We start from the raw sequence: 14,045 nt of genomic DNA, 5'->3' as shown, positions 1-14,045 counted from the left end.
GACCATCTCAAGCTCTTCTTGGTGGGAGGTCTTCTTCTTAAGCATGCCCCATTGAATCAAAAGTCCCCGCCATTGGCGAGAACTTTGTCAGCAATCTGAGGCCGCAGTTTTCACTGCGGCCTTTTTCTTTGGGGGCGGGCTGATCAGGCGGCTTCATCAAGTTCCTCAAAAACCTCGCGTGCTGCATTGAGGCCATTGATTGCGGCAGGTAGCCCGCCATACACGGCCATCTGCCAGATTGCCTCGATGATTTCGGTGCGTGTTGCGCCGGCGCTTAAGGTGTGTTGGATGTTGACTTTAAGCTGCAGGCCGGTTTGCCCACCGAGCACGGTCAGCGCCGAAATGGTGCAAAGTTGTCGGGTTTTCAAATCCAGCCCGGGTCGGGCGTAATGGCGACCATAGGCCCATTCTATCAGGCTTTCGGCAAAATCAGGCACCAGATCGTCGTATTTGTCGGCAAGTTGTCCCTCAAGTGGCGGGTTGAGGCGCGCGACGATATCGCGGCCTTTTTCAAGGGCACTGGTGCTGTTAAAGGTGTTGGGGCGTGTGTCGCTCATTGGGATGCTCCGTTGCATTTGGTGGCCGTTTCGTATGTGGCGATTTTGGCATCAAGGACATCAAGTGTTTCACTGAGACTGGCAACACGTTTTGCCAGATCGTCGCGATAGGTCTGGAGCAATTCCCGACGTGCGGAAATCGTACTGTCGCCTTGTGCCCGCATTTCGGCATATCGCACCCGATCACGGATCGGCATGCCGATTTGTTTCAGGCGTTCGACAAACTCAAGCCAGACCAGAACATCCGGGCCATAAACCCGTCGTCCCCCGGCATCACGCAAGGTTTCCGGCAACAAGCCGATCTTTTCGTAATAGCGCAGCGTATGAACACTAAAGCCGGTCTTTTCAGCCACTTCACCAATCATCATGACGGCCACCATCATTTGGAAGGGGTATGCAGTCCCGAAGGAAGCTAGGTTATAGAGTGCACTCTAGGTCAAGCATTAATCTAAATGGCGTGAATAGCGCGCGAGCCAGATTGGTCAGCAAATTGCATCGCCCATTTCAGGTGGGCAGATTTTTGCCAGATTCCTGTTTGACTATGGTGGCGAACCACAAGGATAGAGCGAACCATGTCTGATTTTGATCGTCGGAAGTTCCTGAAATCGGCCGGGGCCGTTGCCGCCCTTGGCGGACTAGGTGTGTTCGGAACCGGCGCAAACCGACACGCATTTGCGCAAACAGGTGCTGCGAAAGACTTGCCTCGGATTATTCAGAAAACCATCCCCTCAAGCGGAGAGACAATTCCCGCTGTCGGGCTTGGCAGCTGGATCACGTTTAACGTCGGCAATGACATTGAATTACGGGATCAGTGTGCGGATGTAATGTCGGCCTTTTTCGATGCTGGTGGTCGCATGATCGACAGTTCGCCGATGTATGGCTCTGCCCAGGATGTGATTGGTTACGGGCTTGATAAACTTGGCGCGCGTGATCGGGTGTTTTCGACCGACAAGGTCTGGACCGCAGGTGATGGTGCAGAACAGATTGCAGAAACGTCCGACCGCTGGAAGGTCGCGGAGTTTGACCTTTTGCAGGTCCACAATCTGTTGGGAATCAATGAAAACCTGCCGCTTCTGTTTCGCATGAAGGATGCCGGGCAGCTGCGTTACGTCGGTGTGACGACCTCGCACGGCCGACGTACCGAAGATCTGATTGCCGTGATGAAGAACGAACGGCTTGATTTCGTGCAGGTGACCTATAACCCGATTGATCGCAAGGTCGAGGACTACCTGTTGCCGCTGGCCTATGATCGAGGCATCGCGGTAATTGTAAACCGCCCGTTTCGGGGTGGCAGCCTGATCGAACGGCTGGCAGGGCAGCCTTTGCCGGAATTTGCCCGTGATCTTGAAGCGAAAAGCTGGGCGCAGTTGATATTGAAGTACCTTATTTCCCATCCGGCGGTGACCTGTCCGATCCCGGCCACTACCAAACCGGCCCATGTGGTCGAAAACATGGCAGCTGCTAGCGGGCTGCTGCCCGATGACAAGATGCGTGAACAGATTGCCGGCGTCATTGGCGTGCTGATTTAACGGTCAACAGGATGGGATGCGTGCCATGAGCGATTGGTGGAGTTACGGACTGGCAGATTTATTGCTGTTCTCGCCGCGTGTGTATTACCGGCTGTTTGAAACGATGAACACCACCTGGTGGGTTGTTGTGATCAGTGCATTTGTTGCCGGGCTCATCGCATCGGGCTTTGCAATGCGTCATGGTCATCGGGGAAACCGGGTGATTCTGGTGTTGCTGTCGGTGATCTGGGCGTGGATGAGTTATGGGTTCCTGTGGCAATACTACCGGCCTATCAATTGGGCTGTTCCCTATTTGCTGCCGGGATTTGTGCTGCAGGCTGTTCTTTTGGCTGTTTTTGCGGCGCGTCCGTTGCCGCTTCGCTTTGGATGGCGCGGCGACCTGACTTCGGCCATCGGTGTTGGATTCATGGTTTGCGCGTTTTTGATTTACCCGTTTGTCGGGGTGCTGGAAGGGCGTGAATTGGTGCAGGCGGAACTGTTTGGCAGTGCCCCCGACCCGACAGCACTTGGCATGCTTGGATTTACCCTGATGGCACGCGGGACGTGGCGCTGGTTGTTGCTGCCTGTTCCGCTGATCTGGTGTGTGGTCAGTGCGGCAACCTTGTGGGTAATGGATCAACAAATCGCTGTTGTGATGCTGACAGCGGTTTGGGTGACCATAATTTTGCGGCTGGCTTGATCTTAAGAACGGCATAACCACCCGATGTCTGACAGAGGCAGAAACCAAGCCCTAGATGTGAACTCTCAGCAGATTGTCTATTCGGACCAGATCGAGGAGACTGGAGTTGCTACACCTCAATATTAAGCCACGAAGAGTGGCTGCAGCACTCGCTGGTGGCGCGCACAGGCATCTGATATCGAATGACTCAGACTATAGAAATAGTGAAGGCAATATTTTCCTATCGATTTTTCCATTCACTGTTCGGGGAAAGTTCTCAATAGTTCGAACATGTGTTGGAATCATATAATTCGGCAACATTTTTTTCAAGCTATGAATAAGCACTTTAATACTGATCTTCTCGGATACACGTACAAAAGCAACCATTGCGTCAGGCTTACCTTCGCGTTGTATAATGCTAACGGCACATTCTACTATACTCACATGACGTGCTAATGCATGTTCCACGTCACCCAACTCGACACGCCAGCCTCTAAACTTTACCTGATTATCCAAGCGACTTTTAAAAATGGGTCCCTGCTTTCCGACAATAGCACAATCACCTGTTTTATAGCAACGATAAGCCGGATTATCCGTGCGTGGATCAGGCACATATCGCGCTCTAGTCTCAGCTTCATTGTTCCAGTATCCAAGAGAAACCTGATCACCGTAAATGTAGATCTCTCCGCTCTCTCCCAAACCAGCAACACGACGTTCAATCTCATTCCAGACAAAAATCCCCGTGCCAGCAGTTTGCCACCCAATAGCTATAGAACCTTGGGAAACGTCCGGAATTTTACTTACTTCATGGGAGCTACATGCGACAGTGGCCTCTGTTGGACCATACAGGTTGGCTACACGTATATGCGATGCTACTGACATAAGGGCCTGCACCGGTCTTGGGAGTAAAGGTTCGCCGCAAAACAACATCCAGCGCAATGTATGCAATTTTTCCGGCTGAATGTCTGACATTGCACTCATACTGCTAAGGATAGAAGGAACGGAGAACCAAACTGTAATTTTATTGACTTGAATGAAGCGGCCAGGTGTAGCCTTATCCATCATTTCGATAACCGGATACAGTGCGGCCCCAACCTTCCAAGGAACAAATGTATCAAATATAGATAAATCAAAATTTAGATCGGAATGGCCGGAAAAACGATCGTTCATATTAGCGTTGCAATATGCAGTAGCCCAGTTCACAAAAGCTGTAGCATTGCTGTGCGATACCATAACACCTTTTGGCTTTCCAGTACTTCCAGATGTAAACAATATATACGCGCATTGATCGTGATCGATACAAACAGGAGAAACGTCATGCTCTTCCGCCAAAGGGAGTGTTCCTACATCGCAGAATACCTCAGAGGTCGTCGCCGGAAAAGCGGGTGCGAGACTCTCCTCGGCATCAAAAAAAATCAAAGAGAGTTGCGCCTGTTCCACAATTAGGTTCAGCCGTTCTGTTGGATAGGACGGGGCTAGAGGAATATAAGAATTTCCCGTCAACAGCGTACCAAGAATAGCCGCATAAAGGTATAGCCCTTTTTCTAAGTGCAAACCAATTCGCGCACCCTGCTCAATATTTCTTGATTGCAGAAAGGAGGCGAAACCAAAAGCTGCCGATGCAAGCTCTGCATAGCAGTAGTCTCGTCCATTTATACTCAACGCGGTGCGGTTAGGATGCAATGCCGCTGTCGCAAAAAAAGGTTGATGCAATCCGATATTCTTCAAGTGTCCCTCAGTAAACATTTTTTCAGAGTTCGAATGCACCATATGCTCGCTCTACCAATTCGTAGAAGTCATTGATGTCCGCCGCTAACACCTTTTTATCTATCATCTTCATTGTTAAGTATAGGACTTCCCATTGTCGAAAGAACTGGCGCGGGTCTCCTTGCAGCAATTCTGCATGATCTGCACGGCATCTTTGGGTGACATGCTCAACGAAAATCGCGGCGGCTCCCATACAGAAAACAAAATATGGGTGGTCCATCGCGGAGGCCGCTGCGCGAACTGCCTGTTTTACCTGATCTCCCTTTACTCGGTGAAGCCAGCAAGGATGCTGAATATTTAGATCCTCCCAATACTGGTCAATCAATGATCCTGTAATAAACTGGTCAATTTCACGTGTGACAGGTGACATAACGGGATAGTAGGGATAAAATTTACATATCAATGGTCGGTATTCAAACATACTGCATATGCCGCCCAAGTCACATACAGCAGTATCGAACTCAATGGCAAGATTGCGCTCTTCGTTGAAAACGAAGCGGTGTCGGCGATGCGTTTCTTCAAACCCATCTTGCAAACGCAAATGTCGCGCCAAAAAATCGTACTCCGCTGACATGAAAACCATGCCAGCGCTTTCCTGCTTCATCAATGAAAAATCTTGCTGTGGGTGATTGGTTTTACAGCAGTAGGACCCACAATTTTTCCAGCAATCGCCAAACTCCAACTTGAAAGCATGCAATTGCTCCCAATCCGTATCTGTTGGAACTGCGATGCGCTTACACATGGAGTTATCGCCAACCATGACACCATCCCTCAATGATTGATTTTTTAATCTGCACACTCGACGAACGACGCAATTTTAGCATAAGTGGTAAGTTCCGGGATTTGCAGAGGCGATACATCAATGCCTTGACTTGTAAGAGCTACAATTAGATTAATGTGGTTGAGGCTGTCCCAGCCAATCGTTTCGTTAATAGCTGCGTCGTCATCAATATCGTCCACATCACACTCAAAAATTTCGGCCATAAGACTTTTGATATGTACCTTTGTTTCAGTCATCAATTTCCATCCTAATTAAGGTATATGATTAAATGGATTGATAGCGTCAAACTTCTTACACGGAACCCGCTGAAACGCAACATCAACCCCCATAATTTGATTGACACCTCTGAGGTACTTTATAATGTTTGCTCCCCGGAGGTATGGCTAGATATGAAAACGAAAAAAGATAGTATGCAACAATTTTTCTTGGCAATCATTTCAGGTGTATTGATTATATGCGTTAGTGCGTTTGCGAGTGCTGAGGATTGCAAGAGCATCCCTAGCAGTCTTGTGCTGGTTGATCCGGGGGAGTATTGCCTGAGAGACGATTTAGATTTAACAGAATCTAATGGCTTGGTGATATCTGAGTCAAACATATCTGTGGATCTTGGCGGTCATGTCATAAGCGCAAAAAGTAGTGATTTAGTCTCAGCAATTACTATTGAAGGTCGGGCTAAAAGAGTTTCCATTCGGAATGGTACGATACACGGCGCCAAAATTGGGATTAATATCTATGAGGCTGATCAAGTTCATGTGAGTAGTTTACAGCTTCAAAATATCGGGGCTATAGGAATAAACTCCTTTGCCTCCGACGTTCGGATAAACAACAATGTGTTTGAAGGCGTTGGGTTCAATCCTTTGTCGACGGATAATGCTTACAGTATTGCTATCAATGTTGCTGGTGCGAATGTTTATGTTACTGAGAATGTGATTCTTGACGCAAAGCGCCAGAACCTTAGCGCGGAAGTTGTTGGGGAGGCTGTGGGCGTACTTGTAGGGTCCGACTGCAAGGAGTGCTTTGTGGAACATAATGAGATTCTAAAAAAGCAAGCGGATAGTAATTCATATGGTGTATGGAATGCGGGTCTAGGGGCAGTTGAGATTTCAGGGAACAGTATTTCAGGTTATGCGAATGGTATTACTTCCGCAGGTCGGCAATACACAGTTTTAGACAATAAAATTGACTGTCGGGTCTCAGGCAACGGTATTGGGGTTGGCGTAGCTTTAACGCTTCGCCATGATCAAGATGCCGACTCATATGGCGGCGCAGCGAACAATGATGTAAGTAATTGTTCGCTGGACATTTTGAGTTGTTTCTCAAATGCATGTAGAAAGCAGTTAGCAAGGGAATTGAGAAATCGTGCCAAACTCTAATCAGAAAATCATTTTTAAGACAAAGAAATTAGCACTTAGTTTAGCCGCTTTGTTGTTTTTTTTAATGTTGGGAGTGGCATTTTATTTAGGTGGGCATCTTACGACAGGCTATGTGTTTAACGGTAGTGTAAAGCAGCTTGAAGGTAAGTTGGCCGACTTAGAAGATGAACGACGTCAGATTCAAAAAGAAAAAAACTGGATCACCTTCTTTTATAAGCAATACGGTGCTTACATTCGATATCAAGATTACGGTCTAGTCGATAAAGAAATATTTTCTATTTACGGAGAAAATGAGAAGCGTTTTTTGGATGTAAACGACATTTTCTTGCATAGAGTTTGCCCCCCGCGTGGAGATGGTTTTGTTGGAAGTTCTTTCCTTTATTATGGAGCACGAATAACTCCTTTGCCGTTTTCAGATGAGGCAAAACCGGCGAGTTTGCTTGCTCTGAGTTATCATGGCAATGCCGAATGGGCCCATAGAAACCGATCATTTGATAGCCTGTTGTCAGGAGAGACTCTGAAAACCAACACTCGAACCGTCACTTACTTGGATAGTAATTATGGGCTTTTGGAGGCTTGGTTCAAAACTAATGACAACAAACCATTCTATTCAAGCGAGAAAAGATTCTATCGCCCGTTGGGATATAATACTGGCGATATAAATGGTGACGGTGCGGCCGATCTCATTATTGGTAACCGTCTTGTCCTGTCGTCGTTTTCGAAAAACTTCAATGGTGATTTGTCGCAAGCACCTCAGATACCTCTTGATACAATATTTTTGGAAGGGGAAAAGACGGTTTTGCTATCTTTAGAGAGTGATAGAAAAACCATTTCTGTCCGTGCACTACATGACGGCACGGGAGAACTGAATACGCTCCACAATTACCGTCTTGATGTCGATGTTGCTCCAAGCATACCTTTTCGTTTGATGCCTTTACCGTCAAGTGGTGGTAAGTCATTTGTTGTTCGCACGAGAAATGGATTGTCTATATTCCAATTAAGCCGAGATAACACCATTACGAAACTCGGGGAACTGTCAGGTTTTCAGGATGGCCAAATCCTCATCGGCGGGTTTGGCAACTTTGTCAAATTAAATGCGATTGATGCTTGGATTTCTCAACCCTGGTGGAAAAATGAGCAGGGAGAAGTAGTTGGAAAGATGTGGTTGGTGCCTGCCGAGATATGGTCAGGGTTAGGAACTTACGACATTGATGCCGTCGCTGCTACAACCGTTGTGGGTAGCCGCAAGTTTACCAATTATGATGGCATTGGATCTAGCTTGTCCTTGCGTGCCGGTGATATAGATGGTGATGGAATTTCAGATCTGAGCTTTACTGGCCATCGTCATATGGATGAGGCTGGAGCGTTGTTCATACTTTTAGGGAAGAATTTGAAAGGGCGAAACGACTTTTCGGTTGAAGATCCTAACATCATTAAAATAGTAGGTCCTGCAGTTAGCCAATTGGCTCCCCCATTTTCTCATTGGGATGCCTCTGACTACAACAACGATGGACATGATGATATTATCGTTTCTGCAGACAATGACATCTGTAGCGGTCTAAACGCAGGCGCTGTTTATGTTCTGGATTCAAGAAAGATTTTGGACCTGTGGAGAGTTAAGTGAATCCAAATATTTTTGAGAATATTGAGTTCTTCTTACTTCTTCCCGTCGCATTGTTAGCATTGAACCTTACTAAATATTTGGGGCGATCTATATTTGTCGTCGCAATGTCGGGGATCAGTCTCATATTTATCGCGTCGATACCGGGTATCAAGTATGTGTATCTGGTAACCACTAGTGCCATTTTGGTGATAGTCTATCTTCTTCTATATGTATCAATTTCAAGAACACACCTTAAACAGACGTGTTTTTGGGTTGCGATTAGTATTTGGCTATCCTATTTCATAGGGGTCAAATATCAGTTCTGGGGGTACTTCAGCCCCGTAATTTTAGATATACGTACGCTATTGAATGAAAGCCTGATGCCGATAGTTGGACTTTCGTTCCTTATCGTAAAAATAATAAGCGTGATTGTAGATATCCGTGCCGAAAGATTGAAGAATTTACCGTTCTTGGACTATCTTGCTTATATCCTTTGGTTCCCAACATTCATGTCGGGTCCAATAGAGCGTCTGGGGAATTTTAGAGTTTCAATTGATAACGCCGCAGCCAACAGACAAAATATTCTGCAAGCTTATTTTGATAATCTGCCACGCTTTTTATTAGGGTGTCTTAAAGTATTTGTCGTTGCAGGTGTCTTGCACAAAGATGCATTACCCTTTGCAAATGGCGGAATTATACCGGCTGCTGCAATGCAGGTCTATTTTGCAGCGATTATTTATTATTGGTACGAATATATGAATTTTTCCGGTTATTCAGACATCGCCATTTCTTCATCTCGTGTGATTGGAATCAATTTACCTGAAAACTTCGATCATCCATATATGGCGACTAGCCTAACCAATCTATGGCGTCGTTGGCACATGACGCTCGCCGCATGGTTACGAGATTACATCTACTATCCTCTTTTTTTCATATTAATGAAAAAATTTGGTGCTAAAACGAAAGCAGCGCAAACCTACTTATCCGCACTTTCAATTTTTATTACATTTGCGATCTGTGGTCTTTGGCATGGAGAAACATATGGTATGCTCTTCTTTGGAATATCGTCAGGACTGGTGTTGGCAGTTGAGGTCCTTTTGAGTTCAAATTTCGATAAACCTCTAGGCGCCTATTTAAAAGCGCATCCCTTACAGGCCCAGTGCTACCCTTGGGTAGCGCGCCTTGTAACATTTCATATAGCAATAATCACATTTGGGCCGGTCCTTTTATCTAACGAGCAGTTCTTTGTTCTATTTGGGTTGGATTGAGCCATGCTAGAATATAAACTTATTGATATAATTAGTAATCTACAGGCGTGGATTAAGATTGCCCAAGGTTGGCTTAAAACAGACTTTATGCAAATCACCCCATTGCGCTTTGGCTTGATAATATTATTCGTCGCCACGGCTTCTTTAATTAGTCAGCTGATCGCCCGTCAGTTTTATGCTGCTGATGATATGCCGCCGCCATTTCGTAACATGGATATGTCAACTGCACTTGTTCAGACACAAGAGTATTTGGATGCGCAGGGAATTGGGCCTAACACAGTTCTAATCTTGGGCGATTGTGTAGCTTATGGACATGGGGCCACCAAATCGTTCACCCATTCACTGAAATTACCAAACTATCAAATTGTAAATCTGTCCATGCAATCATTTAACTACAATTTGATGCTAGCATCAATTGACTATGCCTATCAAAAAGGGGTGAGGAATATCATTGTGCAGCTACATCCCTTTCACAACTATCTTCAAGATGCTCAAGAATGGTATATTAAGGCATCTCGATCAGCGACTGAAATGAACGCAGATGAACTCGTTGATACCTCCCGCAAGCTGTGGAGGGATACTGGTCTCGCTATGATCAACACACAACGAAGATATTCTTTTCATGAACAGGTGAAAGACGGTGGATTTTGGTCGAGTTATTCAGCTTGGCTTCGCTCCGATTTATTAGGGTCTTTTGCTTTATATCGCAATCGATATATATTGGATGCAACATCAGATATTGACGAATCCTATTTTTCATTCGTTAGCCAAAGAATAGATAGTTACGTTGATCCTTTGTCGGACGATCAACAAGTTGAAATACTTGAGCGTGATGCTATGCAGCCTATTTGGAATGCATTTGTAATTCGGGATCAAGAAGAGTATGAAAGTATTATCCGAGAGTATTCCCCTCAAACTCGTATTAGTTCTTATGCGCGCCAAAAAGGAATTAACACTGCATTTGTTATGGTGCCAACATTTGTTGATAAAGTTGCCGAACATACAAATATTCGACGTAAAGACCTAGAGTTTTCCTCCTCAGTTTTCCGCGAAATTGCCACTCAGTATGATGCAACGTACTTAGATTATCTGTCAAACGAAACCCTATCAACCTATATGTATCATTATGATAACTTGACGGCAGAAGGTCAGAAAATATTTGGTAAAATCCTTGAGAAGGATCTAAATGGAACGTTTGCGCCACGTTCCGAATAAGGGGCTGAACTAATATGATGAGAAAATTAATTAAAGAAATTTTCATTTCGTTTCTATGGTCGATTATCGTTATATTGATAATTTGTGCGCCTGGCGTGTTTTCGCAAGGTGTTAATTTTGTTTATGTTGTTTTTTGATGAAATATTATTCCAGTATACAAAAACAATTCCTGCGTAGGGATTTTTTCTTTGCTCTTGTTTCGCTAATATTTTTCTTGTCGGGGTGTTCAGCGTTAATATACCAAGTTGTCTGGCAGAGAGCCCTTACGCTTTATTATGGGGTTGGATCCGTATCTACAGCTGTGATTGTCTCGGTATTTTTGTTTGGACTTGGGGTTGGGTCTGTCTTGGGCGGTTTCCTTGCTGAACGGTCTAACAAGCTTCTGAGATTTTACATATTGATAGAGGGCGTACTAGGGTTGATCGGCTTGATGAGCTTGATATCTCTGAAATGGATGATTCCCTACTTAGTCAATGCTTCCTATAGTCAAGGGTTTTGGGTTATCGCAGGGATGTTTGCGCTGCCAACTACCCTGATGGGCATGACATTGCCTGTGGTAGTCAAAATACTAAACGATACCTATAAAGATTTTGGAAAAACAATAAGTTGGCTTTACTTTGTAAATACACTAGGAGCATCAGCTGGTGCACTGGTTGCAGCTTACTGGCTAATATCATGGTATGGACTAGAAATAACGGTATACGCAGCATCTATACTAAATTTTGCTTTGGTCGTTTTGGTTTCCGGGTTGACCTTATTGAAGAACTCGAATGTTTCCGTCGCCGCACCATTTGCTAGTGGCCGCATGAATTACACTTCATCGTTTAACAGTATAAATACATTTTTGATCGTGTTTTCGACTGGATTCCTTGCTATCGGATACCAAATACTTTCATTTCGTTTTATTGGAACTTTATTGAAGTCTTCTGCATATGTGTTTGCAACGATACTTGGCGTTTACTTGCTTGGGATAGCTTTAGGTAGCTATGGGTTCAATCGCTGGCTGCGCCTCTCAAAGTGCAGAAATTTGAAGAACGTTTTTTATAGCATCAATTCGGCAATAGCATTGTACATGCTATTGTTATTTATCACTATTTTTCACGCTGATGGAAGTGTACGTTGGATGCTCGAAACTAGCTTTGCAGAGCAACTCCATCCCCCTTACAATATTAAGTACGCAATAAAGGGTGATACTTGGCCGGAGATTCTAACTTCTGTATATCTACTTGTTGATCTGTTAGTTTGGCCATTGATTATATTGATCCCTATCACGCTGTTGATGGGGGCCAGTTTTCCTCTAGTCAATATTCTATCGGTACAAAATCCTGATAAGGACGCCTTTACTGCAGGTATAGTGTACGGTTTGACTATCCTGGGAAATGTCTTAGGTGCACTAGTAACAAGTTTTTGGTTGCTTCCAAATTATGGAACCGAGAAAACTTTATTCATATTCATTGTCTGTGGTCTAACATGGATTTTGGGCATCTGCATTCCTAAGCAATTCACCTATGGTAAGGCAGTTCAGTATTCATTATGGATCGGCTTGTTGATGGGGGCGTGGGCTTTTCTTCCGGACAAACATTCCTTGTATGATCAGCTACATCCGTCATTCAAAGAAGACACTAGAGTTGTAACTGAGGGTCGCGATGGTGTTGTCGTCAGTATGTTGGGTCATAAGGAAGAACAAGATTTTGTTAAAGTTTATATTGGGGGCGCTATCCATGCGACCTTTCCTTCGGAAGCCTTTGAGGTCGAGGTTCTGGAGGCGTTTACGCATTCCAAGTCAATAGATAATGTTCTAATCATCGGCTTCGGTGGTGGAACAATAACACAGGCGGTTCTGAGAAATCCGGATGTCAAAAGTGTCACAGTAGTGGAGATTTCTGAGACCCTTTTGGATAATTTATCACAACACGACATCTATAAATCGATTTTGTCCGATCCTCGTTTGACGATAGTGATCGATGATGGTCGACGCTTCCTGCAACGAAAACCGCATCAATATGACATGATTTTTATGGATCCTTTACGATCAACGACTGCATATTCGAATAATTTGTATTCGTATGAGTTCTTTATGCTCGTGTCTGAACACCTTACTGAAAATGGTGTTCTCATGACATGGATGAATGAGTATTCCATTATACCGAAAACGATGGCGACCGCTTTCAGGGGGCTCGAGTGTTTTTACTATTTCTGTTTGGGGAGCAACAAACCGCTAGCAGCCAATGCGGATGTCAAAAGGTCTCTTCTAGAGAAAATTGAACCTATTATGCGCAAAAAGGTTGAGGGGCGCATGTCGGTTGAATATTACTATAAAGGTAATAGACAAGAGATACTGAAAATAAATGAGAGATATCCGATAAATGAGGATCTAAATCCAATTACTGAATACTATATAGGCTATACTCAGAAAGAGTTCTAGAAAATCCAATCCATGGCTGTAATTTGTGTAAGATAGCTTTTTGTGTAGCATTTATCTTAAGCCTGTCTCTTCATCTGGTTTTGGATAGAATTGGTCCTCTAATTGGAGATGGGTAAAGGAGATCATTACGGTCAGCAATGAATAGATCATCCGTATGATCAAGGAGCAGACTTTCAATATGCCTACATTGGGAGGTGTGCTGGACGAACAGCATCGTACTACAAAGATAAAGTAAAGTTCGTTAGCATGGAATTTTCCGATGGCTGCAACCTGACAACGTCAAGGATGAGAACGCAAAGCTTTAAATGCCGATTGGTCCTAGAGTATCCGTTTTGATCAAGCGATTTTTGTGAGTTTACCAGCTTGGATCATAGTCTGGTATTTCTGTAGCAGATCGGGATTGAAGCGCTCTACCAGCTCGATTGCTGGGGGATTGGTGCGAAGCCTGTGAGGCTGGAGATTTGTTTTCAGGGCATGGAACTGGCCTAAGTACATTCTCCGAGAATAGCGATGGCCGTAACTTGCTCCAGTCTGGGGAAAAATGTCCAATGCTCTCCCCATCATAGCAAACTCCAAGAAAGGATACGTTCAAGCACGGGATAACCACCCGCCATCTTACAGAAGCGGAAATCAAACACTAAACATCCCGTTATTCATGCTTGGCCGGGTTCGTTCGAAGTGGGTGTGATGGTCCTGCGCATTTGTCCTGATACAAAAAATTCCCTTCGCGTGAAAAAAGTGTGGAAACCAAGATTGATCAGTGGTTTCGTGCTTTTGCTGAAACAAGTTGTTTGTCTGTATCCACTGTGGATCAGACCAATGCGCGGTAAGCGAAAGTGAAAATGACTGTTCGGTAATCCCAGAAGCGC

At 44.8% G+C, this 14,045-nt stretch carries 12 protein-coding genes; 7 read left to right on the top strand and 5 right to left on the bottom strand.

Features of this window, described 5'->3' with window-relative positions:
- Positions 1-143: 143 nt before the first annotated feature.
- Positions 144-557 (bottom strand): carboxymuconolactone decarboxylase family protein, encoded by a 414-nt coding sequence (locus JF44_RS0112440; protein WP_052065843.1) that lies wholly within the window; start codon positions 555-557, stop codon positions 144-146.
- A complete protein-coding gene (locus JF44_RS0112435) occupies positions 554-925 on the bottom strand; it encodes a MerR family transcriptional regulator (RefSeq protein WP_033069334.1) in 372 nt (123 codons plus the stop codon). Before JF44_RS0112435 ends, JF44_RS0112440 begins: the two co-directional genes overlap by 4 nt.
- 204 nt (positions 926-1,129) lie before the next feature.
- On the opposite strand from JF44_RS0112435, the gene JF44_RS0112430 reads away from it, so the two are divergent.
- Both JF44_RS0112430 and JF44_RS0112425 read left to right on the top strand, forming a co-directional pair.
- Positions 1,130-2,086, top strand: a complete 957-nt coding sequence (locus JF44_RS0112430; protein WP_033069323.1) for an aldo/keto reductase — start codon at positions 1,130-1,132, stop codon at positions 2,084-2,086.
- Between the two features lie 25 nt (positions 2,087-2,111).
- Entirely contained in the window at positions 2,112-2,765 is a 654-nt protein-coding gene (locus tag JF44_RS0112425) for a hypothetical protein (RefSeq protein ID WP_033069333.1), read from the top strand.
- Between the two features lie 192 nt (positions 2,766-2,957).
- On the opposite strand, the gene JF44_RS0112420 is transcribed toward JF44_RS0112425, so the two are convergent.
- The 3 genes from JF44_RS0112420 to JF44_RS0112410 are packed head-to-tail and all read right to left on the bottom strand — an operon-like array spanning position 2,958 to position 5,528.
- A complete protein-coding gene (locus JF44_RS0112420; protein WP_162181412.1) occupies positions 2,958-4,472 on the bottom strand; it encodes an amino acid adenylation domain-containing protein in 1,515 nt (504 codons plus the stop codon).
- A 22-nt stretch (positions 4,473-4,494) separates the two neighbouring features.
- Positions 4,495-5,271 (bottom strand): hypothetical protein, encoded by a 777-nt coding sequence (locus JF44_RS0112415; RefSeq protein ID WP_033069321.1) that lies wholly within the window; start codon positions 5,269-5,271, stop codon positions 4,495-4,497.
- 26 nt (positions 5,272-5,297) lie between these two features.
- Entirely contained in the window at positions 5,298-5,528 is a 231-nt protein-coding gene (locus JF44_RS0112410) for an acyl carrier protein (protein ID WP_033069320.1), read from the bottom strand.
- A 153-nt stretch (positions 5,529-5,681) separates the two neighbouring features.
- Between JF44_RS0112410 and JF44_RS0112405 the strand changes: the two genes are divergently transcribed.
- The 5 genes from JF44_RS0112405 (at position 5,682) to JF44_RS0112385 (ending at position 13,176) form a co-directional block, all read left to right on the top strand.
- Positions 5,682-6,665 (top strand): right-handed parallel beta-helix repeat-containing protein, encoded by a 984-nt coding sequence (locus tag JF44_RS0112405; protein WP_156111681.1) that lies wholly within the window; start codon positions 5,682-5,684, stop codon positions 6,663-6,665.
- Positions 6,652-8,289 (top strand): FG-GAP repeat protein, encoded by a 1,638-nt coding sequence (locus JF44_RS0112400; RefSeq protein WP_156111680.1) that lies wholly within the window; start codon positions 6,652-6,654, stop codon positions 8,287-8,289. The genes JF44_RS0112405 and JF44_RS0112400 overlap by 14 nt, the downstream gene beginning before the upstream one ends.
- The gene (locus JF44_RS0112395; RefSeq protein WP_033069317.1) at positions 8,286-9,536 is read left to right on the top strand and encodes an MBOAT family O-acyltransferase; all 1,251 of its coding nucleotides are present in this window, start codon (positions 8,286-8,288) and stop codon (positions 9,534-9,536) included. The genes JF44_RS0112400 and JF44_RS0112395 overlap by 4 nt, the downstream gene beginning before the upstream one ends.
- A gap of 3 nt (positions 9,537-9,539) precedes the next feature.
- Positions 9,540-10,751 (top strand): hypothetical protein, encoded by a 1,212-nt coding sequence (locus JF44_RS0112390; RefSeq protein ID WP_033069316.1) that lies wholly within the window; start codon positions 9,540-9,542, stop codon positions 10,749-10,751.
- 136 nt (positions 10,752-10,887) lie between these two features.
- On the top strand, positions 10,888-13,176 hold the full coding sequence (locus JF44_RS0112385) for a fused MFS/spermidine synthase (RefSeq protein WP_033069315.1): 2,289 nt from the start codon (positions 10,888-10,890) through the stop codon (positions 13,174-13,176).
- The last annotated feature ends 869 nt before the right edge of the window (positions 13,177-14,045 follow it).

The organism is Thalassospira australica, from assembly GCF_000763295.1.
Lineage (GTDB): Bacteria > Pseudomonadota > Alphaproteobacteria > Rhodospirillales > Thalassospiraceae > Thalassospira > Thalassospira australica.
The sequence above is the reverse complement of the archived record's forward strand: the minus strand, read 5'-3'. Positions and strand labels throughout refer to the sequence as shown.